Annotated in this window: 23 protein-coding genes; 1 reads left to right on the top strand and 22 read right to left on the bottom strand. The window is 62.7% G+C overall.

Going from position 1 to position 26,112, the window contains the following annotated elements; translation table 11 throughout:
* Positions 1–176: 176 nt before the first annotated feature.
* The 8 genes from rpoS to PPL01S_RS02465 all read right to left on the bottom strand — a co-directional run bounded on the left by rpoS (position 177) and on the right by PPL01S_RS02465 (position 7,370).
* Positions 177–1,184, bottom strand: coding sequence for an RNA polymerase sigma factor RpoS (gene rpoS, locus PPL01S_RS02500; protein ID WP_016392283.1), 1,008 nt, complete (start codon positions 1,182–1,184; stop codon positions 177–179).
* Between the two features lie 108 nt (positions 1,185–1,292).
* A complete protein-coding gene (locus tag PPL01S_RS02495; RefSeq protein WP_016392284.1) occupies positions 1,293–2,156 on the bottom strand; it encodes a peptidoglycan DD-metalloendopeptidase family protein in 864 nt (287 codons plus the stop codon).
* 187 nt (positions 2,157–2,343) lie between these two features.
* Positions 2,344–2,982 (bottom strand): protein-L-isoaspartate(D-aspartate) O-methyltransferase, encoded by a 639-nt coding sequence (locus PPL01S_RS02490; protein ID WP_162176847.1) that lies wholly within the window; start codon positions 2,980–2,982, stop codon positions 2,344–2,346.
* Positions 2,983–3,020: 38 nt separating this feature from the next.
* Complete coding sequence (gene surE, locus PPL01S_RS02485; protein ID WP_016392286.1) at positions 3,021–3,770, bottom strand: 5'/3'-nucleotidase SurE; 750 nt, start codon at positions 3,768–3,770, stop codon at positions 3,021–3,023.
* Positions 3,758–4,816 (bottom strand): tRNA pseudouridine(13) synthase TruD, encoded by a 1,059-nt coding sequence (truD, locus tag PPL01S_RS02480; RefSeq protein ID WP_028625241.1) that lies wholly within the window; start codon positions 4,814–4,816, stop codon positions 3,758–3,760. Before truD ends, surE begins: the two co-directional genes overlap by 13 nt.
* Positions 4,813–5,286: a 2-C-methyl-D-erythritol 2,4-cyclodiphosphate synthase gene (gene ispF, locus PPL01S_RS02475; RefSeq protein ID WP_016392288.1), complete on the bottom strand. Its 474-nt coding sequence runs from the start codon at positions 5,284–5,286 to the stop codon at positions 4,813–4,815. The genes truD and ispF overlap by 4 nt, the downstream gene beginning before the upstream one ends.
* A gap of 108 nt (positions 5,287–5,394) precedes the next feature.
* Positions 5,395–6,249: an S-formylglutathione hydrolase gene (fghA, locus tag PPL01S_RS02470; protein ID WP_028625240.1), complete on the bottom strand. Its 855-nt coding sequence runs from the start codon at positions 6,247–6,249 to the stop codon at positions 5,395–5,397.
* An 8-nt stretch (positions 6,250–6,257) separates the two neighbouring features.
* The gene (locus PPL01S_RS02465; protein ID WP_016392290.1) at positions 6,258–7,370 is read right to left on the bottom strand and encodes an S-(hydroxymethyl)glutathione dehydrogenase/class III alcohol dehydrogenase; all 1,113 of its coding nucleotides are present in this window, start codon (positions 7,368–7,370) and stop codon (positions 6,258–6,260) included.
* Positions 7,371–7,476: 106 nt separating this feature from the next.
* On the opposite strand from PPL01S_RS02465, the gene PPL01S_RS02460 reads away from it, so the two are divergent.
* Positions 7,477–8,469, top strand: a complete 993-nt coding sequence (locus tag PPL01S_RS02460) for a LysR substrate-binding domain-containing protein (protein WP_016392291.1) — start codon at positions 7,477–7,479, stop codon at positions 8,467–8,469.
* On the opposite strand, the gene ispD is transcribed toward PPL01S_RS02460, so the two are convergent.
* The 14 genes from ispD to bamA all read right to left on the bottom strand — a co-directional run bounded on the left by ispD (position 8,408) and on the right by bamA (position 26,049).
* Positions 8,408–9,115, bottom strand: coding sequence for a 2-C-methyl-D-erythritol 4-phosphate cytidylyltransferase (gene ispD / locus PPL01S_RS02455; protein WP_016392292.1), 708 nt, complete (start codon positions 9,113–9,115; stop codon positions 8,408–8,410). The genes PPL01S_RS02460 and ispD overlap by 62 nt on opposite strands.
* Entirely contained in the window at positions 9,112–9,393 is a 282-nt protein-coding gene (ftsB, locus tag PPL01S_RS02450) for a cell division protein FtsB (RefSeq protein ID WP_016392293.1), read from the bottom strand. The genes ispD and ftsB overlap by 4 nt, the downstream gene beginning before the upstream one ends.
* 163 nt (positions 9,394–9,556) lie before the next feature.
* Entirely contained in the window at positions 9,557–10,846 is a 1,290-nt protein-coding gene (gene eno / locus PPL01S_RS02445) for a phosphopyruvate hydratase (protein ID WP_003252333.1), read from the bottom strand.
* A 195-nt stretch (positions 10,847–11,041) separates the two neighbouring features.
* Positions 11,042–12,670 carry a CTP synthase gene (pyrG, locus tag PPL01S_RS02440; RefSeq protein ID WP_016392294.1) on the bottom strand — a complete coding sequence of 543 codons (1,629 nt, stop codon included), beginning with the start codon at positions 12,668–12,670 and terminating at the stop codon, positions 11,042–11,044.
* Positions 12,671–12,939: 269 nt separating this feature from the next.
* On the bottom strand, positions 12,940–14,220 hold the full coding sequence (gene tilS / locus PPL01S_RS02435) for a tRNA lysidine(34) synthetase TilS (RefSeq protein WP_028625239.1): 1,281 nt from the start codon (positions 14,218–14,220) through the stop codon (positions 12,940–12,942).
* A gap of 129 nt (positions 14,221–14,349) precedes the next feature.
* A complete protein-coding gene (locus tag PPL01S_RS02430) occupies positions 14,350–15,297 on the bottom strand; it encodes an acetyl-CoA carboxylase carboxyltransferase subunit alpha (RefSeq protein WP_028625238.1) in 948 nt (315 codons plus the stop codon).
* Positions 15,298–15,402: 105 nt separating this feature from the next.
* Positions 15,403–18,927, bottom strand: a complete 3,525-nt coding sequence (gene dnaE, locus PPL01S_RS02425) for a DNA polymerase III subunit alpha (protein WP_028625237.1) — start codon at positions 18,925–18,927, stop codon at positions 15,403–15,405.
* A gap of 86 nt (positions 18,928–19,013) precedes the next feature.
* Entirely contained in the window at positions 19,014–19,637 is a 624-nt protein-coding gene (gene rnhB, locus PPL01S_RS02420; RefSeq protein WP_016392298.1) for a ribonuclease HII, read from the bottom strand.
* 1 nt (position 19,638) lies between these two features.
* Positions 19,639–20,766 carry a lipid-A-disaccharide synthase gene (gene lpxB, locus PPL01S_RS02415; protein ID WP_028625236.1) on the bottom strand — a complete coding sequence of 376 codons (1,128 nt, stop codon included), beginning with the start codon at positions 20,764–20,766 and terminating at the stop codon, positions 19,639–19,641.
* A 1-nt stretch (position 20,767) separates the two neighbouring features.
* Positions 20,768–21,544, bottom strand: a complete 777-nt coding sequence (gene lpxA, locus PPL01S_RS02410; RefSeq protein ID WP_028625235.1) for an acyl-ACP--UDP-N-acetylglucosamine O-acyltransferase — start codon at positions 21,542–21,544, stop codon at positions 20,768–20,770.
* Entirely contained in the window at positions 21,541–21,981 is a 441-nt protein-coding gene (gene fabZ / locus PPL01S_RS02405) for a 3-hydroxyacyl-ACP dehydratase FabZ (RefSeq protein ID WP_003252314.1), read from the bottom strand. Before fabZ ends, lpxA begins: the two co-directional genes overlap by 4 nt.
* 114 nt (positions 21,982–22,095) lie before the next feature.
* A complete protein-coding gene (gene lpxD / locus PPL01S_RS02400; RefSeq protein ID WP_028625234.1) occupies positions 22,096–23,151 on the bottom strand; it encodes a UDP-3-O-(3-hydroxymyristoyl)glucosamine N-acyltransferase in 1,056 nt (351 codons plus the stop codon).
* Position 23,152: 1 nt separating this feature from the next.
* Entirely contained in the window at positions 23,153–23,656 is a 504-nt protein-coding gene (locus tag PPL01S_RS02395; RefSeq protein ID WP_016392303.1) for an OmpH/Skp family outer membrane protein, read from the bottom strand.
* Between the two features lie 44 nt (positions 23,657–23,700).
* Positions 23,701–26,049, bottom strand: a complete 2,349-nt coding sequence (bamA, locus tag PPL01S_RS02390; RefSeq protein ID WP_016392304.1) for an outer membrane protein assembly factor BamA — start codon at positions 26,047–26,049, stop codon at positions 23,701–23,703.
* Positions 26,050–26,112 lie beyond the last annotated feature (63 nt).

Raw genomic sequence — 26,112 nt, 5'->3', positions numbered from 1 at the left:
GCGAATGGCTTACAACAAACGTAAGCAATGACTTACACGCAATGCCTCAGCGCTAGCGCGTTTCACAGTATTCATGCCCAGCGCAAACTCGAAATCACTGAAGCAGGCGTACAGGAAAGGCACAAACGAAAACGCCCCGAGGTCATCGGGGCGCTTTGCATTCACTGCCTGGATATTTACTGGAACAGCGACTCGCTGGACAGGCCATTCTTTTCGAGAATCTCACGCAGGCGCTTGAGCCCCTCTACCTGGATCTGGCGCACACGTTCGCGGGTCAGGCCAATTTCCAGACCTACGTCTTCCAGCGTACTGCTCTCATGTCCGCGCAGGCCGAAGCGACGCACTACCACTTCGCGCTGCTTGTCGGTCAGCTCACCCAGCCATTGGTCGATGCTCTGCGACAGGTCGTCGTCTTGCAGCAGCTCGCAGGGGTCGGTCGGGCGATCGTCGGTCAGGGTATCGAGCAGGGTCTTGTCGGAATCAGGCCCTAGCGAAACATCTACCGAAGAAACTCGCTCGTTGAGGCCGAGCATGCGCTTGACCTCGGCAACTGGCTTCTCCAGCAAGGTCGCGATTTCTTCCGGCGAAGGTTCGTGGTCGAGCTTCTGAGTCAGCTCCCGCGCGGCGCGCAGGTAGACGTTGAGCTCCTTGACCACGTGGATCGGCAGGCGAATGGTGCGGGTCTGGTTCATGATCGCCCGCTCGATGGTCTGGCGAATCCACCAGGTCGCATAGGTCGAGAAACGGAAACCGCGCTCCGGGTCGAACTTCTCCACGGCACGGATCAGCCCAAGGTTGCCCTCCTCGATCAGGTCGAGCAGCGACAGGCCGCGATTGACGTAACGACGGGCAATTTTCACAACCAGGCGCAGGTTGCTTTCGATCATGCGCTTGCGGCCAGCGGGATCGCCCTTTTGCGACAAGCGCGCAAAGTGCACTTCCTCTTCCGGCGAAAGCAGTGGCGAGAAGCCGATCTCGTTGAGATACAGCTGGGTGGCATCGAGCGCCCGGCTGTAATCGATATATTTATGCTGTTTGAGCGAAGAGCCTGATTTGGCCCTGGTCCGAACCGAAGGTACAGCAGGTTCGTCTGACACCACATCCGTTTCCAAAACGATACCCGTCTCCATGAGGAGGACGTCATCGTCGATGTCAAACTCCGGCGCTTCTTTACTGAGAGCCATTGTTATAGTCCTTTGCTGAGTTCGAACTCAGACTCGAGCGGCGCCTGTATCCCTGGCAACGCTGGAGCCTGTCCCCTCTACATCACAGGAACAGGCCGGGTACAACAGTCAACGACGTGGCAGGAACTGGAGTGGATCGACGGGTTTGCCCTGGCGGCGAATCTCGAAATGCAGCTTCACCCGATCAGTGCCCGTAGACCCCATTTCAGCAATCGACTGCCCTGCCTTGACCTGCTGCCCCTCCCGAACCAACAACCTGCGGTTATGACCGTAGGCACTGACGTAGGTATCGCTGTGCTTGATGATGATCAGCTCGCCGTAGCCCCTCAAACCACTCCCGGCGTAGACCACCGCACCATCAGACGCAGCAAAAACAGGCTGTCCCAAATCACCGGCGATATCAATGCCTTTATTCAAACTACCGTTTGAAGCGAATTTACCAATCAGCACGCCATTGGCAGGCCAGGTCCAACCCCCTACGGCGCGCTCTGCGGCGGGCACCGGGGTAACTACCGGAGTAGGCGTGGTGGGCGTTGTTGGCGTCGGTTTTCCGTCGCTGGCGGGCGGGGTGATAGGCGCAGTAACAGGCCGACGAATGACGGTGGTCTTGCTCGACGAGGACGGGCTGGACACCACTGTGGTGCTACCGGTCGACGTGCTGTTGAAGCGGATCGGCTGGCCTGGACGGATCGTATAGGGCGCACTGATACCATTGCGTGCGGCCAGCTCCTTGTAATCCCAGCCATAGCGGAAGGCGATGGAGAACAAGGTATCGCCGGGCTTGACGATGTACTGGCCTGAGGTCACGGTTGGCCGCTTGGGCGCCGCATTGCTGTTACTGCGGTCGACCACACGTGCACCGCTCGAGCCGGTGCTGGAGCAACCTGTCAGCAGTGTGCCGATGGCCAGAGCAATCGCCAGAAGCTTGAAACCCGATTGATCCCTGCGCTGCAGAATGACTGTGTGCCCCACCCGCGCTCCCCTCATGGTGCCGAAAAATGAACGACAGAAATGCAATAATGTTGCAATTATAACCGAGCACACCGTTCATGTGAGAACGGCCGTGAAGGCCCGACCAGCTCTCCGGCATCGGGATCCTCGCCAGATAGACAGGGCGAAACGGCAAGAATTCTTCGCCGCTTGAAATAATCCGCCCGGGTCAGGCCAGCGGACCATTGAGCAAAGGCACGAAGCGCACTGCGCCCAGAACCCGCCGCGAGAAGCCCTGCTCTTCACGCACGATCAGCATCAGTTGTTGCACCTCGCCAGCCGGGCCCACCGGAATTACCATGCGACCGCCTGGGGCCAGCTGGTCGAGCAACGCCTGTGGCACTTGCGCAGCCACCGCAGTGACGATGATGCCATTGTAGGGCGCCAGCGCCTGCCAGCCGTCGCAACCATCGCCCCAGCGAAACACCACGTTGCGCAAGTTCAGCTCGAGCAGACGCTCCTTGGCCCGGTCCTGAAGGACCTTGATCCGTTCGACCGAGAAGACGCGCTCGACCAACTGGGCCAGGATAGCGGTCTGGTAGCCGGAGCCGGTGCCAATCTCCAGCACCTTGTCCAGCGGCCCCGCCTCCAGCAGCAGCTCGCTCATGTGCGCGACCATGAACGGCTGGGAGATGGTCTGGTTGTGTCCGATCGGCAATGCGGTGTCTTCGTAGGCGCGATGGGCCAGCGCCTCGTCGACGAACAGGTGGCGCGGGGTGCGGCGGATGGCATCGAGCACCTTGGGGTTGGAAACCCCCTCCTCGCTCAGGCGCTGGATCAGACGCTCCCGGGTGCGCTGGGAGGTCATGCCGATACCCCGGCGCTGCAGATCGTCCTGTTCGCGCATCAGAGCAGGCCCTCCAGCCAACCGTCGAGCTGCTCGAAGGCATCATTGAAGGTGCGATCCAGCTGCAGTGGAGTGATCGACACGTAACCTTGCATCACCGCATGGAAGTCGGTGCCCGGTCCGCCGTCCTCGGCATCCCCGGCCACGGCAATCCAGTACCCTTCCTTGCCGCGCGGGTTGACCACCTTGGTCGGCGCAGCCGCCCGCGCCCGGTGACCGAGGCGGGTGAGCTGGATGCCCCGGATGTGCTCAAGCGGCAAGTTGGGAATGTTGACGTTGAGCACGGTGCGCGGTGGCAGCTCCAGGCGCGACTGCGCCTCCACCAGGCGACGGGCGATGAAGGCCGCGGTCGGGAGGTTGTCGGGCAGGCGCGACAACAGCGAGAACGCCAGCGACGTGCCACCGAGAAAACGGCCTTCCAGCGCGGCAGCGACCGTGCCGGAATAGATCACGTCATCACCCAGGTTGGCGCCCAGGTTGATGCCCGAGACGACCATGTCCGGGGCTTCCGGCAACAAGCCGTTCAACCCCAGGTGCACACAGTCGGTGGGCGTGCCATTGAGGCTGATGAAGCCGTTGGCCAAGGTCTGCGGGTGCAGTGGCCGGTCCAGCGTCAGCGAACTGCCGGCGCCGCTCTTGTCTTGATCCGGGGCGATCACCACGCACTCGGCATAATCCGCCAGCGCACCGTGAAGTGCGGCGAGGCCTGGTGCCGTAACACCGTCGTCATTCGAAATCAGAATACGCATGGGCTGTCCGTCTGCCCTGCCGGCACCAGATCGACAAGTTCGCGCACCACCACGGTGGCGAAGCATCCGGCCGGAAGGACGAATTCCAGTTGCAGGATATCAGGCTCGGGATAATGCCACGTAAGGCCGCCAATAGGGAGCCGCAGGATTCGCCGTTCGTGACTCATGCCCGCATTGGCCAGCCATTGGCACAGTGCCGGATGCTGCTCGGCGATCGCCGATTCCAGCACCGACGTGGCGCCATTCGCGGGCGAAGACCCTTCGCCCCACATCGGGCCGGTCGGGTGCAAGTCGAGAATGGCCAGACGTGGATCGGAGCATTCCTGCTCGCCTGCGGGGAAGAAACTGCGGCTATCAGTGAAGGCCAGCAGGTCGCCGACCTGGGCATGCTGCCAGCTGCCATCGGCAACACGCGCCGCCAGCACCTGGTTGAAGACATAGCTGCGTGCCGCCGAAAGCAGCCGCGAGCGCACGTTGCGCTGCTCTGGCAGGGCCTTGCGCGCAGCCCAGTCCTGGGCGTCATGGACGTTGCCGCCGCCATGGCCGAAACGCTGGCTGCCGAAATAGTTCGGCACGCCGTGTTGCTTGAGCAGCGCCAGCCGGGCATCCAGGGCCTGGCGGTCAGCCGCCAGTGCAGTCAGGCGAAGGGTAAAACCGTTAGCCGAATGGGCACCGCGTTGCAGCTTGCGCTGGTGGCGTACCTGCTTGAGTACGCGCAGGGTCTCGTCCTCGGCACGCGACACGTCGGGGTCGGCCTTGCCAGGCAGATGCAGACTGAACCACTGGCGGGTCAGGGCCTGGCGGTCCTTGAGGCCGGCATAGCTGATCGAGCGCACCGGCACGCCAGCGGCACGGGCCAGGCGACGCGCGGCTTCTTCGGTATTCAGGTCGCGCTTCTCGACCCACAGCCACAGGTGCTCGCCCTGGCCGGACAACGGGATATCGAGCACCTCGTCGACCTGGAAGTCTTCCGCCACAGCCTTGAGCACCGCAGTGCCAAGGGATTCACCCGATGCGCGCGGGCCCAGCAGTTCCTGTTCGGTCATGCTGGCAGCAGCAGGGCGACCGAATGCACGGCGATGCCCTCCTCGCGCCCGGTGAAACCAAGCTTCTCGGTAGTGGTGGCCTTGACGTTGACCTGGTCGAGTTCGACCTGCAGGTCGTCGGCGATCAGTTGGCGCATGGTTTCGATATGCGGGGCCATCTTCGGCGCCTGGGCGACGATGGTGGCGTCGACGTTGCCGATCTTCCAGCCCTTGGCCATGACGATGCCGACCACATGACGCAGCAGTGCGCGGCTGTCGGCGCCCTTGAACTGCGGGTCGGTGTCAGGAAAATGCTTGCCGATGTCGCCCAGCGCCGCAGCGCCGAGCAAGGCATCGCTCAGGGCGTGCAGCAGCACGTCGCCGTCGGAATGGGCCAGGAGGCCGTATTTGTGGGGGATACGCACCCCACCCAGGGTAATGAAATCACCGTCGCAGAAACGGTGCACATCGTAGCCGTGGCCAATACGCATAGAAAAACGCCCTGATTGAGTCAGGGCGTGATTCTACCTGCTTTATGCTGTATTGGGGCTGCTTCGCAGCCTATCGCCGGCAAGCCGGCTCCCACACCGAGCGTGGTGTTACAGGCGACCCAACGCCATCGCATGATGGCGCAGGTGTTCGTCGATGAAGCTGGCGATGAAGTAGTAGCTGTGGTCGTAGCCAGGCTGCAGGCGCAGGGTCAGCTCATGTCCCCCCCTGCGTGCCGCCTGCTCCAGCGCTTCGGGCTTGAGCTGCTTCTCGAGGAAGTCGTCACGATCCCCCTGGTCCACCAGCAATGGCGGGCACTCGCCGGACGGGGTTTCGGCCAGCAGCACGCTGGCATCCCACTCGCGCCAGCGGGTACGGTCTTCACCCAGGTAACGGCTGAGCGCCTTCTCGCCCCACGGGCAGTCCATGGGGTTGCTGATAGGCGAGAACGCCGATATCGAGCGGTAGCGCCCCGGGTTGCGCAAGGCGCACACCAGCGCGCCGTGCCCGCCCATGGAGTGGCCGCTGATACTGCGCTGAGCCGACGCCGGGAAGTGCGCTTCGATCAGTGCTGGCAGCTCCTGCACCACATAGTCATGCATGCGGTAGTGCTGGGCCCAGGGCTGCTGGGTGGCATTGAGATAGAAGCCCGCGCCCAGGCCGAAGTCCCAGGCTCCGTCCGGGTCGCCCGGCACCTGCTCACCCCGCGGGCTGGTGTCGGGGGCGACGATGATCAGGCCAAGCTCTGCGGCCAGACGGTGGGCGCCGGCCTTCTGCATGAAGTTCTCGTCGGTACAGGTCAGGCCGCTCAGCCAGTACAGCACCGGCAGCTTTTCGCCCTGTTCGGCCTGCGGCGGCAGGTAGACGGCGAACACCATGTCGCACCCCAGCACCTTGGAGTGATGCCGGTAACGCTTGTGCCAGCCGCCGAAGCTCTTCTGGCAGGAAATGTTATCCAGGCTCATGACGGACCTCAGAAGTGGATGACGCTGCGGATGCTCTTGCCTTCGTGCATCAGGTCGAAGGCCTTGTTGATGTCCTCCAGGCCCATGGTGTGGGTGATGAAGGTATCCAGCGGGATCTCGCCCTTCTCGGACATTTCAACGTAGCTTGGCAGCTCGCTGCGGCCGCGCACGCCACCGAATGCCGAACCGCGCCAGACGCGGCCGGTCACCAACTGGAACGGGCGCGTGGCGATTTCCTGGCCGGCACCGGCGACGCCGATGATCACCGACTCGCCCCAGCCCTTGTGGCAGCATTCCAGTGCCGCGCGCATCAGTTGCACGTTGCCGATGCACTCGAAGGAGAAGTCCACGCCACCGTCGGTGAGGTCGACGATCACTTCCTGGATCGGACGGTCGTAGTCTTTCGGGTTGATGCAGTCGGTAGCGCCCAGCTGGCGAGCGATCTCGAACTTGGCCGGGTTGATGTCGATGGCGATGATGCGCGAGGCCTTGGCCTTGACCGCGCCGATCACGGCCGACAGGCCGATGCCACCCAGGCCGAAGATGGCCACGGTGTCACCCGGCTTGACCTTGGCCGTATTCAACACGGCACCGATGCCGGTGGTAACGCCGCATCCGAGCAGGCAGACCTTCTCCAGCGGGGCTTCCTTCTGGATCTTGGCCACGGAGATTTCCGGCAGTACGGTGTACTCGGAGAAGGTCGAAGTGCCCATGTAGTGGAACAGTTGCTGACCCTTGTAGGAGAAGCGCGTGGTGCCATCGGGCATCAGGCCCTTGCCCTGGGTGGCACGAATGGCCTGGCACAGGTTGGTCTTGCCGGAGCGGCAGAACTTGCACTGGCCGCATTCGGGGGTGTAGAGCGGGATCACGTGGTCACCGACCGCCACCGAAGTGACGCCCTCGCCCACCGCCTCGACGATCGCGCCACCTTCATGACCGAGGATCGACGGGAAGATACCTTCAGGGTCTGCGCCGGACAGAGTATAGGCATCGGTATGGCAGACACCGCTGGCTACAACGCGCAGCAGCACCTCGCCAGCCTTCGGCATGGCCACGTCCACTTCGACGATTTCCAGGGGTTTCTTGGCCTCGAAGGCAACGGCAGCACGGGACTTGATCATGGGGATCTCCAGGCAGGGGTTTGATTCAGTCCTGCAGTGTAATTCATGCTGATTTGATGAATAATCCTGGCCAAGACAAAACATTATTGCCCTGCAGGGATAATCAATGAGCAGTCGCTGGGAAGGGATCGACGAGTTCGTCGCCGTGGCCGAGTCCGGCCAGTTCACGGCGGCGGCCGAGCGCCTGGGTGTGTCGTCCTCGCATATCAGCCGGCAGATCGCTCGCCTGGAAGAGCGCCTGCAGACGCGATTGCTGTACCGCAGTACCCGTCGCGTGACGCTGAGTGAAGCCGGGCAGACCTTCCTGCAACATTGCCAGCGCCTGCAGGATGGTCGTGAGGAGGCTCTGCGTGCCATGGGCGACCTGGCCAGCGAACCGAAGGGGCTGCTGCGCATGACCTGCGCCGTGGCCTACGGCGAGCGCTTCATCGTGCCCTTGGTGACTCGCTTCATGGCGCTGTATCCGCAACTGCGGGTCGAGGTGGAACTGAGCAACCGCACCCTGGACCTGCTGCACGAAGGCATGGACCTGGCCATCCGCCTGGGACGGCTCGCCGACTCCCGGCTGGTGGCTACCCGCCTGGCGCCGCGGCGCATGTACCTGTGCGCCTCGCCTGCATACCTGGAGCGATATGGCCGGCCACACAGCCTGTCGGAGTTGGCCAGGCACAACTGCCTGGTGGGGAGCTCCGACCTGTGGGCACTGCAGCAGGATGGCCGTGAGATCAGCCAGCGGGTGCAGGGCAACTGGCGTTGCAACAGCGGGCAGGCCGTATTGGATGCGGCGTTGCAGGGGATGGGGCTGTGCCAGTTGCCGGACTACTACGTCCTCGAGCATCTGAACAGCGGTGCACTGGTCTCGCTGCTGGAGGGGCATCAGCCGCCGAACACGGCGGTGTGGGCGTTGTATCCGCAGCAACGGCACCTGTCGCCCAAGGTGCGGCGGCTGGTGGATTATCTGAAGGAAGGGCTGGCGGGGTTGCCGGAGTATCGGGGGGCTGATGATCTGCCGGGTCCGCTTCGCGGGCCCGGCAACGTCAACGACGCCCAGCCCAACGCTGGCGCAGCCACTCCAGGTCTTCCGGCCGGGTCACCTTGATATTGTCGCTGCGCCCTTCGATCAACCGCGGCGCCTGCCCGGACCATTCGATGGCAGAGGCCTCGTCGGTCACCACCACATCGGACACCAGGCACTCGGCCAGGGCCCGGTGCAAGGCACCCAGGCGGAACATCTGTGGCGTATAGGCCTGCCAGATGGTGCTGCGATCCACGGTGGCGCTGACACGCCCCTTGGCATCGGCACGCTTGAGCGTATCGCGGGCAGGCACTGCCAAGAGACCGCCCACCGAATCGTCAGCCAGTTCCGACAACAAACGGTCAAGATCCGTGCGCGCCAGGTTCGGCCGCGCCGCATCGTGAACCAGCACCCAGTCGCTGTCCGCTGCGCCCTGGGCATGCAGCAGCAGCAAGGCATTCAACACCGAATCGGCGCGCTCACGACCACCCGAGGCACGCTGGATGCGTGGATCGCTGGCGCAGCGCAGGCCCGGCCAATAAGGGTCGTCTTCAGCAATGCTGACCACCAGGCCCTTGAGCGTGGGATGGCCAAGAAAACAGTCGAGGCTGTGCTCGAGAATCGTCTGCCCGGCCAACTCCAGGTATTGCTTGGGGCGGTCGGCAGCCATGCGGGCACCTACACCCGCGGCGGGAATCACAGCCCAGAAGGCCGGTAGCGTTTCATTCATTTTTGCGGCAGCTGGAAGAGGGTTTCACCCTCTTTGACCATTCCCAATTCATGACGAGCCCGTTCTTCCACGGTCTCCATACCTTTCTTCAGCTCCAGCACCTCGGCGTCGAGCACGCGGTTACGCTCCAGCAGCCGCTCGTTCTCGGCGTGCTGCTCGTCGATCTGCTGCTTGAGCTCTGCCACTTGCGCCAGGCTGCCATTGCCCACCCAGAGGCGGTACTGCAGGCCACCGAGCAGCAGAAGCAGGAGCAGGAACAACCAATAGGGACTGCGCATCAAGGTATCCAGGTTAAAAAGACCGCCTCACCGGGGCAGGTCTCAAATAGCACGAAGCCTGGCCGAGGCCAGGCTTCGTTCGACAGAAACCCGCTTGAAGCGTCGGAAATTTCAGTTCGAAAGTTCCGACAGCCTCGGCTGCTGTCTTTTTACCATCTCTTGCTTAGCCGCGAAACTCGGCACGACCACGGTAAACCGCTTTGGCGCCCAGTTGCTCTTCGATGCGCAGCAGCTGGTTGTACTTGGAAACGCGGTCGGAACGGCACAGCGAGCCAGTCTTGATCTGGCCAGCAGCAGTACCCACGGCCAGGTCGGCAATGGTCGAGTCTTCGGTTTCACCGGAACGGTGCGAGATCACCGCGGTGTAGCCGGCAGCCTTGGCCATCTGGATGGCTTCCAGGGTTTCGGTCAGCGAGCCGATCTGGTTGAACTTGATCAGGATCGAGTTACCGATGCCCTTCTCGATGCCTTCCTTGAGGATCTTGGTGTTGGTCACGAACAGGTCGTCACCGACCAGCTGCACCTTTTCACCGATCTTGTCGGTCAGGATCTTCCAGCCAGCCCAGTCGGACTCGTCCAGGCCGTCTTCGATCGAGATGATCGGGAAGCGCTCGGTCAGGCCTTTCAGGTAGTCGGCGAAGCCTTCGGCGTCGAACGACTTGCCTTCACCGGACAGGTTGTACTTGCCGTCTTCGTAGAATTCGGAAGCCGCGCAGTCCAGGGCCAGGGTCACGTCGGTGCCCAGCTTGTAGCCGGCTTTTTCGACGGCTTCGGCGATGGCGCCCAGGGCGTCTTCGTTGGAAGCCAGGTTCGGTGCGAAGCCACCTTCGTCACCCACTGCGGTGTTCAGGCCACGGGCCTTGAGCACGGCTTTGAGGTGATGGAAGATTTCGGTGCCCATGCGCAGGCCGTCGGAGAAGGTCTTGGCGCCAACCGGCTGCACCATGAACTCCTGGATGTCGACGTTGTTGTCGGCGTGCTCGCCACCGTTGATGATGTTCATCATCGGAACCGGCATCGAGTACTGGCCAGGGGTGCCATTGAGGTTGGCGATGTGCGCGTACAGCGGCAGGTCCTGATCCTGGGCAGCGGCCTTGGCGGCAGCCAGGGACACGGCCAGGATGGCGTTGGCGCCCAGCTTGGCCTTGTTCTCGGTACCGTCCAGTTCGATCATGGCGCGGTCCAGGGCTTTCTGGTCGGAAGGATCCTTGCCCAGCAGCAGGTCACGGATCGGGCCGTTGATGTTGGCAACTGCCTTCAGCACGCCCTTGCCCAGGTAACGGCTCTTGTCGCCATCACGCAGCTCGAGCGCTTCGCGCGAGCCGGTGGAAGCACCGGACGGCGCGCAAGCGCTGCCGATGATGCCGTTGTCGAGCAGTACATCGGCTTCCACGGTGGGGTTGCCACGCGAATCGAGAACTTCACGACCTTTGATGTCGACGATTTTTGCCATTGTTGTAAGCACTCCAGAATTGACGAAAACAACGCAGCTTTAGGAAATTCTTGCCTTGTGCCAGGCGGATATGCAGCAGGCAGGCCTGGCAGAAGCAGCCCCTGACCGGCAGGTCAGGGGCAGAACGGGCGGTACTTTACCCGAGAAATGAGCTTTGCGCGGTTTATACCGTCGGAAAACTCACAAAGCCTTGGCTCAGGCCTTGTTCTTCTGGGCCAGGGCGGCCTTGACGAAGCCGCTGAACAGCGGGTGGCCATCACGTGGAGTCGAGGTGAACTCCGGGTGGAACTGGCAGGCGACGAACCATGGGTGGTCCTTGGACTCGACCACTTCGACCAGCGCGCCGTCTTCGGAACGACCGGAAACCACCAGGCCGGCGTCGACCAGTTGTGGCAGCAGGTTGTTGTTCACTTCGTAGCGGTGGCGGTGACGCTCGGTGATCACGTCCTTGCCGTAGCAGTCATGAACCTTGGAACCGGCCGACAGCTGGCAGTCCTGTGCGCCCAGGCGCATGGTGCCACCCAGGTCGGAGGCTTCGGTACGCGTCTCGACGGCACCGGTGGCATCGGCCCACTCGGTGATCAGGCCGACGACCGGGTGGCCGCTGTTGCGGTCGAACTCGGTGGAGTTGGCGTCTTTCCAGCCCATCACGTTACGGGCGAACTCGATCACGGCAACCTGCATGCCCAGGCAGATACCCAGGTACGGCACCTTGTTCTCACGGGCGTATTGCACCGCGGTGATCTTGCCTTCCACGCCACGCAGGCCGAAACCGCCCGGTACCAGGATGGCGTCGGCGCCTTCCAGCAGGCTGGTGCCCTGGTTCTCGATGTCTTCGGAATCGATGTAGCGCAGGTTGACCTTGGTGCGGTTGGTGATGCCGGCGTGGCTCATCGCTTCGATCAGCGACTTGTACGCGTCCAGCAGCTCCATGTACTTGCCGACCATGGCAATGGTCACTTCGTGCTCAGGGTTGAGCTTGGCATCGACCACCTTGTCCCACTCGGACAGATCGGCGCCATTGCACTGCAGGCCGAAGCGCTCGACGACGAAGTCGTCCAGGCCCTGGGCGTGCAGTACGCCAGGAATCTTGTAGATGGTGTCGACGTCTTCCAGCGAAATGACCGCGCGCTCTTCGACGTTGGTGAACAACGCGATCTTGCGGCGCGACGAGGCATCGACCGGGTGGTCGGAGCGGCAGATCAGCACGTCAGGCTGCAGGCCGATGGAACGCAGTTCCTTGACCGAGTGCTGGGTCGGCTTGGTCTTGGTCTCGCCAGCGGTGGCGATGTACGGAACCAGGGTCAGGTGCATCAGCATGGCGCGCTTGGAGCCCACTTCGACGCGCAGTTGGCGAATCGCCTCGAGGAACGGCTGCGACTCGATGTCACCCACGGTACCGCCGATTTCCACCAGGGCCACGTCGGCATCGCCGGCGCCCTTGATGATGCGACGCTTGATTTCGTCGGTGATGTGCGGGATGACCTGGATGGTCGCACCCAGGTAATCACCACGACGCTCCTTGCGCAGCACGTGCTCGTAGATGCGGCCGGTGGTGAAGTTGTTGTTCTGGGTCATGGTGGTGCGGATGAACCGCTCGTAGTGACCCAGGTCGAGGTCGGTCTCGGCGCCGTCGTGGGTGACGAACACTTCACCGTGCTGGAACGGACTCATGGTGCCAGGATCGACGTTGATGTACGGATCCAGCTTGAGCATGGTGACCTTGAGCCCCCGCGCTTCCAGGATGGCCGCCAGGGAAGCCGAGGCAATGCCTTTCCCCAATGAAGAAACAACACCGCCCGTGACGAATATGTAGCGCGTCATGAAAAACCCTAGAAGTCTGCGTTAAGGCGGCCAGCGCCGCCGGAGAAAGCGAAGGAAGGCCGAAGCCCCCGATCACCTGCGTCAATCACAGTGCATCTCGAAAAACTGCCGCGTCTGTACAGACCAGGGGTATCCCCGGCATGGAGCTCGCTCGTCATTTCCAGAATCAGCCCAGCAAAAAACTGCGTGGTAATCGGCAACTGCCGTGTTTCCGAGGAAGCCACAGAAGTTGTATCAAGAAGGGAGGGTAGTCTACCGGAATGTACCCTTCAGCTCAAACCTTGCGCGTTCGTCGGCAGCTGCCAGTGCACCTGGCAATTCGCCTGCCCGAGCTCAGGCAGGTTGGCCACTGCCAGCAAACGTTCGCCGCAGTACAGCAACGGCAAGCGCGGGCGCAGGAAGTACGGCACCTGCAGCTCGTTGAGCAGGCGCTTGAGGTCGCGTCTGCCGCGGCCTGGAACGTCCAGGACCTCGCCGCCCTGGCGGTAGGCGACATGCAGGCTGCCAGGGGCATGCCCCTGCAGATGAACGCGGCCGTTGCCGGGCAACGACAAAGGAGAGTCGGACCGATCCCAGCGCCACTGACCGGCAACAGGCTGCAACCAGTCGCCGCTCAACCACCAGATCCGGCCGTGGCTGCGCACCAGGGTGCCGTCGGTCAGCTGCCAAACGGGCTGGGCATCGACTGCAGCATCGCGCAGGTCCACCCATCCGGACCAGTGGCGGGTATCCGGCAAACGGGTTCGCGCGCCCAGCCAATACTGCAGTGCATTGCGTTGACGGGCAGGCGACAAGGCGACAAGCGTTGCAAGGTCGAGGGAATCCAGCCCGGACCAGGCAGTGGCAGCGCCGTCCCCGGCCGTTGCGAGGTCCGCTTGCGCCAACTCGTCGAGCAGCCCCTGCGCCTCGCCCAGGTGCCCGGCACACCGGGCAAGGTTCTGGCTGGCCTGAGGCCAACGTTGCTGCAGCAGCGGCATCACGTCGTTGCGCAGGAAATTGCGGGCGAAGGCCGAGTCGCTGTTGGAAGGGTCGTCGACCCAGATCAGCCCATGGGCTTTTGCATGGTCATGCAATTGCTGGCGTGAACACATCAATAGCGGCCTGGCCAGGCTGCCCTGCCCCAGCGGACGCTGCAAAGGCATCCCGGCCAGACCACGCAGGCCGGCGCCGCGCAGCAGACGAAAGAGCAGTGTTTCAGCCTGGTCTTCGCGGTGCTGGCCGGTGAACAGCACGTCACCAGGGCCGAGGATGCGCTCAAATGCCGCATAGCGCGCATCGCGGGCCGCCTGTTCGAGGCTGGCGCCAGGAGCGACCTGGACGTGGACGACGCTGAGTTCGATGCCCAGGTGCTCGCAGACCGCCTCGCAGTGGGCTGGCCAGGTATCGGCGGCAGGTTGCAGGCCGTGATGGATGTGGATGGCGTGCAGGGGGGGCGTGGCGTGGCGGCGGGCGTGATCGGCCAGCAGGTGCAGAAGGACGGTGGAATCGAGGCCGCCGGAGAAGGCGATGTGCCAGGCGGGGGCATTGAGCCAGGGGGTGAGGTTGATCATGGGGGCCTCACATCATTCGCAATACTGGGGGCGCCTTGCGCCACATCGCCGGCAAGCCGGCTCCCACGCCAAATCCTGTGGGAGCCGGCTTGCCGGCGATGGGGCCGCAGAGCGGCCCCCCAGGATCGATCAGACGCCGTAGCTCATCAGGCGCTCGTAACGACGGGCCAGCAGCGCGTCGTTGTCGAACTTGCCGAGCATGTCCAGCTGCTGAACCAGGTCGGCCCGAATGCTCTCGGACATCTTGGCCGGATCGCGGTGGGCGCCGCCCAGCGGTTCCGGGATGACCTTGTCGACGATGTTCAGGCTCTTCAGGCGCTCGGCAGTCACACCCATCGCTTCGGCTGCGTCGGCCGCACGGTCGGCGGTCTTCCACAGGATCGAGGCGCAACCTTCCGGCGAGATCACCGAGTAGGTGGAGTACTGCAGCATGTTCAGCTGGTCGCACACGCCGATGGCCAGCGCACCGCCGGAGCCACCTTCACCGATCACGGTAGCGATGATCGGGGTCTTCAGGCGCGCCATGACACGCAGGTTCCAGGCGATCGCCTCGCTCTGGTTGCGCTCTTCGGCATCGATGCCCGGGTAGGCGCCCGGGGTGTCGATGAAGGTCAGGATCGGCATCTTGAAGCGCTCGGCCATCTCCATCAGACGGCAGGCCTTGCGGTAGCCTTCGGGGCGTGGCATGCCGAAGTTGCGGCGAACCTTCTCGCGCACTTCACGGCCCTTCTGGTGGCCGATGACCATTACCGGTTTGCCATCCAGGCGCGCGGTACCGCCGACGATGGCGGCGTCGTCGGAGAAGTGGCGGTCGCCGTGCAGCTCTTCGAATTCGGTGAAGATGTGCTCCAGGTAGTCCAGGGTGTAGGGACGACGTGGGTGACGGGCCAGGCGGGCGATCTGCCAGCTGGTCAGGTTGCCGAAGATGCTTTCGGTCAGGGTGTTGCTCTTGTCTTGCAGACGGGCAATTTCATCGCTGATGTTCAGCGAGTTGTCGTTGCCCACCAGGCGCAGCCCTTCGATCTTGGCTTGCAGGTCGGCAATCGGCTGTTCGAAATCGAGAAAATTCGGGTTCATAGTCATCCGTCTTGGGTCTACGGCCAGGCGGCCGGCCGGTTGATCCGTTTGGCGCCCTACCTTAAGGGATCGGGCGCATTCAGGTCGAGATTAAATTTCGTCGGTTCAACGATATTGCAGGAAGACGTTCTCACGCCCGAACTGGTCACGCAGCGCCTGAATCAGGCCATCGGCTGGGTCGATCGACCACTGGTCGCCAAACTGCAGCATGGCCTTGGCATCGCTGCCCGTGTATTCGAGCGTGATCGGGCAGGCGCCGCGATGGCGGGTGATCAGCTCGCCCAGCCATTTCAGGCGGTCGCCCTTGAGTGCTTCGTGTGCCACTTTCAGGCGCAGGCTCTCGGCCAGCTTGGTGCGGGCGTCTTCCATGGTCATGACCTGCTTCACGCGCAGGCGCAGGCCACCGGAGAAATCGTCGTTGCTGACCTCCCCTTCCACCACGATCATGGCGTCGGTCTGCAGCAAGGACTGGGCCGCCATGAAGGCATCGGCGAACAGTGAGGCCTCGATGCGTCCGGAGCGGTCGTCGAGGGTGACGAAGCCCATCTTGTCGCCCTTCTTGTTCTTCATTACCCGCAGGGCAATGATCATCCCGGCAATGGTCTGGGTCTCGCGCGACGGCTTGAGGTCGATGATGCGCTGGCGGGCGAAGCGGCGGATCTCGGTCTCGTACTCGTCGATCGGGTGACCGGTGAGATAGAGGCCCAGGGTGTCCTTCTCGCCCTTCAGGCGTTCCTTGAGGGTCAGCTCGCGCACCTTGCGGTGATTGGCGTAGACGTCGACATCCACCTCGTCGAACATGCTGCCGAACAGGTCGACGTGGCCACTGTCGGCGGTGTGGGCTGCCTGCTCGGCGGCCTTGATGGCTTCGCCCAGTGCCGACAGCAAGGTCGCACGGTTGAGGTCGATATTGGCCTGGTAGGCCTTGATCTCGTCATGGAAGTGCGGGGCCAGGCGGTCCAGTGCACCGCTGCGGATCAGTGCGTCGAGGGTACGCTTGTTGACCCGTTTGAGGTCGATGCGGTCGCAGAAGTCGAACAGGTCCTTGAACGGACCGCCCTGGGCGCGCGCCTCGACGATCGCTTCCACAGGCCCTTCGCCGACGCCCTTGATCGCACCCAGGCCATACACGATGCGGCCATCGTTGTTGACGGTGAACTTGAAGTCGGAGAAGTTCACATCCGGCGCGTCGAGGCGCAGCTTCATGCTGCGCACTTCCTCAACCAGGACCACGACCTTGTCGGTGTTGTGCATGTCCGCCGACAGCACGGCGGCCATGAAGGGTGCCGGGTGGTGGGTCTTCAGCCAGGCAGTCTGGTACGACACCAGGCCATAGGCGGCGGAGTGGGATTTGTTGAAGCCGTAACCTGCGAATTTCTCCACCAGGTCGAAGATGTTGCCCGCAAGATCCGCTTCGATGTTGTTGGCGACGCAACCCTCGATGAAACCGCCGCGCTGCTTGGCCATTTCCTCGGGCTTTTTCTTGCCCATCGCACGGCGCAGCATGTCGGCGCCGCCGAGCGTATAGCCGGCCATCACCTGGGCGATCTGCATCACCTGTTCCTGGTACAGGATGATGCCGTAGGTCGGTGCCAGCACCGGCTTGAGGCCTTCGTACTGGTAGTCCGAGTGCGGGTAGGCCAGCTCGGCGCGGCCGTGCTTGCGGTTGATGAAGTCGTCCACCATGCCCGATTGCAGCGGGCCCGGGCGGAACAGCGCCACCAGTGCGATAAGGTCTTCCAGGCAGTCGGGCTTGAGCTTCTTGATCAGCTCCTTCATGCCGCGCGATTCGAGCTGGAACACCGCCGTGGTCTCGGCCTTCTGCAGCAGCTCGTAGGTCTTGCGGTCGTCCAGCGGAATGAAGTCGATATTGAGGTCGGGCAGGTCTTTCTTGGCCTGCTCGCGGTTGATGATCTCCATCGCCCACTTGATGATGGTCAGGGTACGCAGGCCGAGGAAGTCGAACTTCACCAGGCCAGCCGCTTCCACATCATCCTTGTCGAACTGGGTCACCAGTCCGCCACCCTCTTCGTCACAGGCGATCGGCGAGAAGTCGGTGAGCTTGGTCGGGGCGATGACCACACCACCGGCGTGCTTGCCGGTACCGCGGGTGACACCTTCGAGCTTGAGCGCCATGTCCCAGATTTCGCGGGCGTCTTCGTCACCCTTGAGGAAGTCGCGCAGGATCTCTTCCTGCTCGAAGGCCTTCTCCAGGGTCATGCCCACTTCGAACGGAATCATCTTCGACAAGCGGTCGGCCAGGCCGTAGGACTTGCCCTGCACCCGTGCCACGTCGCGCACCACTGCCTTGGCGGCCATGGTACCGAAGGTGATGATCTGGCTGACCGCATTGCGGCCATAGGCTTCGGCCACGTAGTCGATGACCCGGTCACGGCCATCCATGCAGAAGTCGACGTCGAAGTCGGGCATGGAAACACGTTCAGGGTTGAGGAAACGTTCGAACAGCAGGTCGTAGGCCAGCGGGTCGAGGTCGGTGATCTTCAGCACGTAGGCTACCAGGGAACCCGCGCCCGAACCCCGGCCGGGGCCAACCGGCACATCGTTGTTCTTGGCCCACTTGATGAAGTCCATGACGATCAGGAAGTAACCGGGGAAGCCCATCTGGATGATGATATCCAGCTCGAACTTCAGGCGGTCCAGGTAGACCTGGCGCTTCTCTTCGTAATCGGGCGTGGTCTCCTTCGGCCAGAGCACCGCCAGGCGCTCTTCCAGGCCTTCGTGGGACACATGACGCAGGTAGTCGTCGATGCCCATGCCGTTGGGCGTAGGGAAGTCGGGCAGAAAGTACTTGCCCAGCTGCACCTGGATGTTGCAGCGCTTGGCGATCTCGACGGTGTTGGCGATGGCGTCGGGCAGGTCGCTGAACAGCTCGGCCATCTCTTCGGCCGACTTCAGGTATTGCTGGTCGCTGTAGCCACGCGGGCGGCGCGGGTCGTCGAGGGTCCAGCCTTCGCCGATGCAGACGCGGGTTTCGTGGGCATCGAAGTCGGACTGCTTGATGAAACGCACATCGTTGGTCGCCACCAATGGCGCGCCGAGCTTGTCGGCCAAGGCCACGGCGGCATGGACGTACTCTTCGTCACCGGCGCGGTTGGTGCGCTGGACTTCGACGTAGAAGCGCTCGGGGAACATGCCCATCCAGTCGCCCAGCAGCGCCTCGGCTTCAGCGTTCCTACCGGCCATCAGGGCCATGCCGATATCGCCTTCCTTACCTGCGGACAGGGCAATCAGGCCTTCGCTGGCCAGAGCGATCCAGTCACGCTGGAGGATGACCAGGCCATTGCGCTGGCCGTCGGTCCAGCCCCGCGAAATCAGCTCGGTGAGGTTGCGGTAGCCCTTGGGGTCCATGGCCAGGAAGCAGATGCGCGACAGCGGCGCTTCGGGGTCGGCACCCGCCAGCCACAGGTCGGCACCGCAGATCGGCTTGATCCCGGCGCCCATGGCGGTCTTGTAGAACTTCACCAGCGAGCACATGTTGCTCTGGTCGGTGATCGCCACCGCCGGCATGTTCATCCCCGCCAGCGCCTTGGCCAGCGGCTTGATCCGCACCAGGCCGTCGACCAGCGAGAATTCGGAATGGACGCGCAGGTGAACGAAGGGAACCGACATGGATGATCCTGTAGCAGTGCTGAACGACAAGGGCGGGATTGTAGCGTAAATGCGGGGTTCGATTGGGGCCGCGCAGCGCCCCCCCACTAGATCAGGGAATCGGTAACGCCCTCACGGGCTTCCCAGGCCGCCCGCACTGGCGCAAAGGATCGCCGATGAATGGGCGTCGGCCCAAGCCGCGCCAAGGCCTCAAGGTGCACCGGCGTCGGATACCCCTTGTGCCCACCCATCCCGTAGCCTGGGTAGATCAGCTCGAACGCGCTCATCTCCCGGTCGCGGGTGACCTTGGCCAGAATCGACGCGGCGGCGATAGCCGGTACCTGGCTATCCCCTTTCACCACCGGCGCAGCCGGCACCGACAGCTTGGGGCAACGGTTACCATCGATCAGCGCGAGCTTTGGCGTGACATGCAGGCCTTCCACCGCACGCTGCATGGCGAGCATGGTGGCCTGCAGGATGTTCAGGCGGTCGATTTCCTCCACCTCGGCGCGGGCGATGCAGAAGCTCAGGGCTTTTTCACAGATCTCGTCGAACAGCGCTTCGCGCTTGGCTTCGGTGAGTTTCTTCGAATCGTTCAGGCCAAGAATCGGCCGGCTCGGGTCGAGGATCACCGCCGCCGTGACCACAGCGCCGCACAACGGGCCACGCCCTACTTCATCGACGCCGGCGACAAGGTCTTCGACCAGGTTGAAATCCAGTCCAATCTGCATGTCAGCGGGTCTCGAGCAAAGCCAGCACCGCGTCGGCCGCCTGATTGGAGGCGTCGCGGCGCAAGGTACGGTGAATTTCGTCGAAGCGCTCGGTCTGCTGGCTGCCATCGACGACCAGCGGCGCCAAGGCCTGGGCAAGGGCTTCGCTGGTCGCGGCATCCTGCAGCAGCTCGGGCACCAGCGCGCGCTGGGCAAGCAGGTTCGGCAGCGACACGTAGGGGCTTTTTACCAGACGCTTGAGTATCCAGTAGGTCAGCGGGGCAAGGCGATAAGCCACGACCATCGGGCGCTTGTACAGCAGCGCTTCGAGGGTGGCAGTACCGGAGGCGATCAGCACTGCATCACAGGCGGCCAGGGCCTGGTGCGACTGGCCATCGAGCAAGGTCAGCGGCAGGTCGCGGCCCACCAGCATCTGCTCGACCTGCTCGCGCCGCGCTGCATTGGCGCAGGGCAGCACGAAACGCACACCCGGCACCTGTTCGCGCAGCCGCTGGGCCGTATCGAGGAACAATACCCCCAGACGCCCGACCTCACCGCCACGGCTACCGGGCATCAACGCCACCAGCGGCCCCTCGGTCAAGCCCAGCGCCTGGCGCGCTGCCTGACGGTCGGCATCCAGCGGGATGGTATCGGCCAGTGGGTGGCCAACGAAGCGCACCGGCACGCCCTGCTCTTCATAGAAGCGCGCTTCGAAAGGCAGCAAGGTCAGCATCAGGTCGCAACCCTCATGGATCTTCAGCACGCGCTTCTGCCGCCAGGCCCAGACCGACGGGCTGACGTAGTGCACGGTCTTGATACCGACCTGGCGCAGTTTCAATTCGATATTGAGGGTGAAATCCGGCGCGTCGATGCCGATGAACACGTCGGGCTTTTCAGCGATCAGTGTCTGGATGAGTGCCTTGCGCCGCTTGAGCAGCTCGCGCAGGCGCCCGAGCACTTCGACCAGGCCCATGACCGCCAGACGCTCCATGGGGAAGTACGACTGCAGGCCTTCGGCCTCCATCAGCGGGCCGCCGACGCCGATGAATCGCACATCGGGATGGCGCGCCTTGAGGGCGCGCATCAGACCGGAACCAAGAATATCGCCGCTGGCCTCACCTGCAACCAGGGCTACGCATAGCTGCGCCATGTCAGCGAGTGATGCCGCGAGCGGAATTCACGATCGACTGACGGAACAGATCGACCTCGGGGTGTTTGTCCGCCAGTTCTTCCAGTTCCTTGATCGCATCTTCGACGGTCAGGCCCTGGCGGTAGACGATCTTGTAGGAGCGACGCAGGGCATGGATGACATCATCGCTGAAACCGCGGCGACGCATGCCTTCGAAGTTCATGCTGCGGGCTTCCGCCGGGCTGCCGAACACGGTGACGAACGCGGGCACGTCCTTGCCGATCGCCGTGCCCATGCCGGAAAACGCATGCGCGCCAATGTGGCAGTACTGGTGCACCAGGGTGAAACCGGACAGGATCGCCCAATCACCGACATGCACATGGCCAGCCAACGCCGTGTTGTTGACCAGGATGCAGTGGTTGCCGATCACGCTGTCATGGCCGATGTGGGCATAGGCCATGATCAGGTTGTGGTCACCCAGGGTGGTTTCGTAGCGGTCCTGGACCGTACCACGGTGGATGGTCACACCCTCGCGGATCACGTTGTGATCGCCGATGACCAGTCGCGTCGGTTCACCCTTGTACTTGAGGTCCGGGGTGTCTTCGCCGATCGAGGAAAACTGGTAGATACGGTTGTGCTTGCCGATCTTCGTGGGGCCCTTGAGCACCACGTGAGGGCCAATGACTGTGCCCTCGTCGATTTCGACGTCAGGACCGACAATCGACCACGGGCCAACCTCGACGCCTGCAGCCAGCTTGGCCGAGGGGTCGATGATCGCCCGCGGATCAATCGAACTCATAGGGAGCGTTCCGCGCAGGTGATTTCAGCCGAGCAGACCGGCTTGCCGTCGACCAGGGCGCGGCATTCGAACTTCCAGATCATGCTCTTGCGGCTGAGGAACTTCGCTTCCAGCACGAGCTGGTCACCCGGCAACACCGGCTGGCGAAAACGCAACTTGTCGGAGCCGACGAAGTAGTACAGGGTGCCATCGGCCGGCTTGGCATCGAGCATCTTGAAACCCAGGATACCGGCCGCCTGCGCCATCGCCTCGATGATCAAAACGCCCGGCATGATCGGGTGCGCCGGGAAATGGCCATTGAAGAACGGCTCGTTGATGCTGACATTCTTGTAGGCACGAATGCTCTGGGCCTCGAAGTCCAGATCCGTCACGCGATCCACCAGCAGGAACGGGTAACGGTGAGGCAGGTATTCGCGAATCTCGTTGATGTCCATCATTTCGGGGGGAAGCCTGTAATAAGAATAGGGAGCGCAGGTGCTGACCACACGCTCCTTTTGCAAATCCAAAGAGGAGCCAGCTAGCGACTGTTCACTCTTGCTCAGGAAATGGTATCAGCCTTCTGATGTCGGCTGGCCACCTGAGGTCACGGTATCGACACGTTTTTCCAGCTGCTGGAGACGTTTGGACATGTCGTCCAACTGCCGGATACGCGCGGCGCTCTTGCGCCAGTCAGCCAGTGGCTGCATGGCAGTGCCGGAAGAATAGGCACCCGGTTCGGTGATCGAACGGGTCACCATGGTCATCCCGGAAACGAATACGTTGTCGCACACATCGATATGACCAACCATGCCGACGCCACCGGCGATGGTGCAGTGCTTGCCGATGCGCGTGCTGCCGGAAATGCCGACGCAGGCGGCCATGGCGGTGTGTTCGCCGATCTGCACGTTGTGGGCGATCTGGATCTGGTTGTCGAGCTTGACCCCGTCGGCGATCCGCGTGTCGGACAGCGCGCCGCGGTCTACCGCGGTATTGACGCCGATTTCCACGTCGTCACCGATGCTGACGCCGCCGATCTGGGCGATCTTGCGCCATACACCCTTCTCGTTGGCAAAGCCGAAGCCCTCGCCACCGATCACCGCGCCAGACTGGATGACCACACGCTTGCCGATGGTCACGTCGTGATACAGCGTGACCCGCGGTGCCAGCCAGCCACCTTCGCCGATCACGCAGCGGGCGCCGATCACGCAATGCGCACCGATGCTGACGTTGGCAGCCACCCGCGCACCGCTCTCGATGACCACGAACGGTCCGATGCTGGCACTGGGGTCCACCTGGGCATCCCCGGCAACCACGGCGCTGGGATGAATACCCGCCTCAGCCTTGGGCTTGGGATCGAACAGGTGGGAGATGCGTGCGTAAGCCAGGTACGGATCGGGCACGATCAGGGCATTGCCGGCATAACCTTCGGCGTCCGCAGCCTTGAGCAACACCGCAGCGGCCTGGTTGTTGTCCAGGTACTTGCGGTATTGCGGGTTGGCCAGGAAGCTCAATTGACCGGGGCCAGCCTCTTGCAAGGTGGCCAGGCCGGTAATCTGCAGCGCCTCGGGGCCCTGGAGTGTGGCCCCGAGGGCCTCGGCCAGCTGGCCGAGCGTCATGGTCACGGTCATATCAACGGGCTTGGTTCATGCGCTCGATGACCTGGCGGGTGATGTCGTACTGAGGTTTGACATCGATGACCGCGCCACGCTCGAGTACCAGGTCGAAGCCACCCTTCTTGATCACTTCCTCGACGGCGCCGTCAAGCTTCGGCTTCAGCTGCTTGAGCATGTCGCGATCGGCAACGGCCTTGGCTTCGTTCAGCTCCTTGGACTGGAACTGGAAGTCACGGGCCTTTTGCTTGAACTCGAGCTCCAGGCGTTCACGCTCCGGCTGTGCCATCTTGTCGCCACCCTTGATCAAACGATCCTGGATGCCTTTGGCGCTGCTTTCCAGGCTTTTCAGCTTGGTCAACTGCGGGCCGAACTTCTTCTCGGCATCGACCGCGTACTTCTTGGCGGCATCGGATTCGAGCAGGGCCATCTGATAGTTCAGGACGGCAACCTTCATTTCGGCGAAAGCCGGGGTGGCGACCAGCGCCGCGGCCACTACGGCCAGTTGAGTCAACTTACGCACGATGCACTCCTGGATAAACCGTTGTCGTTAAGCAAGGGCCGACCTTAGAAGGTCTGGCCCAGAGAGAATTGGAACACCTGGGTATCGGCATCGTCCGGCTTCTTCACCGGCATTGCCAGGCTGAAGCTCAACGGGCCCAGGGCCGTGATCCAGGTAACACCCAGGCCGACCGAACTGGCCATGCCCGAGAAGCTGACCTTTTCGCAATCCGGCTGGTTACCACAGTTGCTGTCGAACACGTTACCCACGTCCCAGAACACGGAGGTGCGCAGCGAACGCTGGTCCTTGACGAACGGCAACGGGAACAGCAGCTCGACACCACCCTGCACCAGCACGTTGCCACCGAACGGCAGCGGATCCTGGTCCGGATCAGGCAAGGTGCCCGGGTTCTTGCCGGTACTTGGCGTACTGCGCGGGCCAAGGCTGCTGTCCTTGAAGCCACGGACAGAGTTGAAACCACCCGCGAAGTAGTTCTCGTAGAACGGCAGGCCGGAAGTACCACCGTAACCATCACCATAGCCGAGTTCAGTGTGCAGGCGCAGGGTGTAGTTGTTGGTGATCGGCTTGAACAGCTGGCCGCGGTAGTCGAGCTTGTAGAACGACAGGTCACTGCCAGGAATGGTCGATTCCAGGGTCAGGCTCTGGGAATGACCACGGGTCGCCAGCACGCCTTTGTTCAGGGTCGATTCGGACCAGCCGACCGAGGCCTTGAAGTTGGTGAAACTGTCACCCTCCTCCTTGAGGAAGTCGAAGATCTCGTCGACGGTGTACTGGCCGGTCTTGATCTCGTCTTTCTGCACGCTCAGGCCGTAGGTGAGGCGCGAAGTCTCGCTGATCGGGTAGCCCAGGCTGATACCTGCACCGTAGCTGTCGACCGCATAGCTGGCCACGTCGACGTCGAGGTCGTCGTAGTCGGTGCTGCGGTAGAAGGCGTTGTAGCCCAGGCTCACGCCGTCGGCAGTGAAGTAGGGGTCAACGAAGCCGAAGTTGTAGCGGGTCTGGTATTCGGAACGGGTCAGGCCGATGGACACCTTGTTACCGGTACCCAGGAAGTTGGTCTGGCTGATCGAACCACCGAGGATCAGGCCGGCGCTCTGGGCGAAGCCGACACTGGCGGTGATCGAGCCGGACGCCTGCTCTTCGACGCTGTAGTTGACGTCGACCTGGTCGTCGGTACCTGGCACTGCCGGCGTCTCGACGTTGACTTCCTTGAAGAAGCCCAGGCGCTCGAGGCGGGTCTTGGACTGGTCGATCAGGTAGGTCGAAGCCCAGCCACCCTCCATCTGGCGCATTTCACGGCGCAGCACTTCGTCTTCGGTCTTGGTGTTGCCGCGGTAGTTGATACGGTTGACGTAGGCACGCTTGCCCGGATCGACCACGAACATGATATCGACCGTGTGGTCCTGCTCGTTCGGCTGTGGCACGCCGTTGACGTTGGCGAAGGTGTAGCCTTCGTTGCCCAGGCGGCGGGTGATCAGCTCGGAGGTGGTGGTCATCACCTTGCGCGAGAATACCTGGCCTGGCTGAACCAGCAGCAGCGACTTGACCTGGTCTTCCGGCACCTTGAGGTCACCGGAGAGCTTCACGTCACGGACGGTGTACTTCTCGCCCTCGTTGACGTTGACGGTGATGTAGACGTGCTTCTTGTCCGGGGTGATAGACACCTGGGTGGAGGCGATGTCCATGTTGATGTAGCCGCGGTCCAGGTAGTAGGAACGCAGGCGCTCCAGGTCACCGGAGAGCTTCTCGCGGGCGTACTTGTCGTCGTTCTTGAAGAACGACAGCCAGTTGGTGGTCTTCAGCTCGAACAGCTGCGCCAGCTCTTCATCGTCGAACACGGTGTTGCCGACGATGTTGATGTGCTGGATGGCGGCGACGGTGCCTTCGTTGATCTTGATCTTCAAGGCAACGCGGTTGCGCGGCTGCGGCACCACTTCGGCGTCGACCTCGGCCGAGTAGCGGCCCTGGGCCACGTACTGGCGCTGCAGTTCGTTACGCACGCCTTCGAGGGTGGCACGCTGGAAGATCTCGCCTTCGGCCAGGCCCGATTGCTTCAGGCCCTTCATCAGGTCTTCGGTGCTGATCGCCTTGTTGCCTTCGATTTCGATGCTCGATACCGACGGACGCTCGACCACGTTGATGATCAGGACATTGCCGTCGCGGTTCAGCTGGATGTCCTGGAAGAAGCCGGTCTTGAACAGCGAGCGGGTCGATTCCACCAGGCGGCGATCATCGGCCTGGTCGCCGACGTTGAGCGGCAAGGCACCAAAGACGCTGCCGGCGGATACCCGCTGCAGGCCATTGACGCGAATATCGGAGATGGTGAAGGACTCGGCGTGAACTTCAGCGATCATCAATGCGGAGAGGACCGCAGTTAGCAGCAGACGTTTCATGAAGTCCTTTTATTCCAACTGGCAATAAACAACCCGCCGCAAAATGGCGGCAGGTTCGCAATG

It is taken from the genome of Pseudomonas plecoglossicida NBRC 103162 = DSM 15088 (assembly GCF_000730665.1).
Lineage (GTDB): Bacteria > Pseudomonadota > Gammaproteobacteria > Pseudomonadales > Pseudomonadaceae > Aquipseudomonas > Aquipseudomonas plecoglossicida.
Note: the sequence above shows the minus strand (reverse complement) of the source record. Positions and strands in the feature narration are given on the sequence as shown.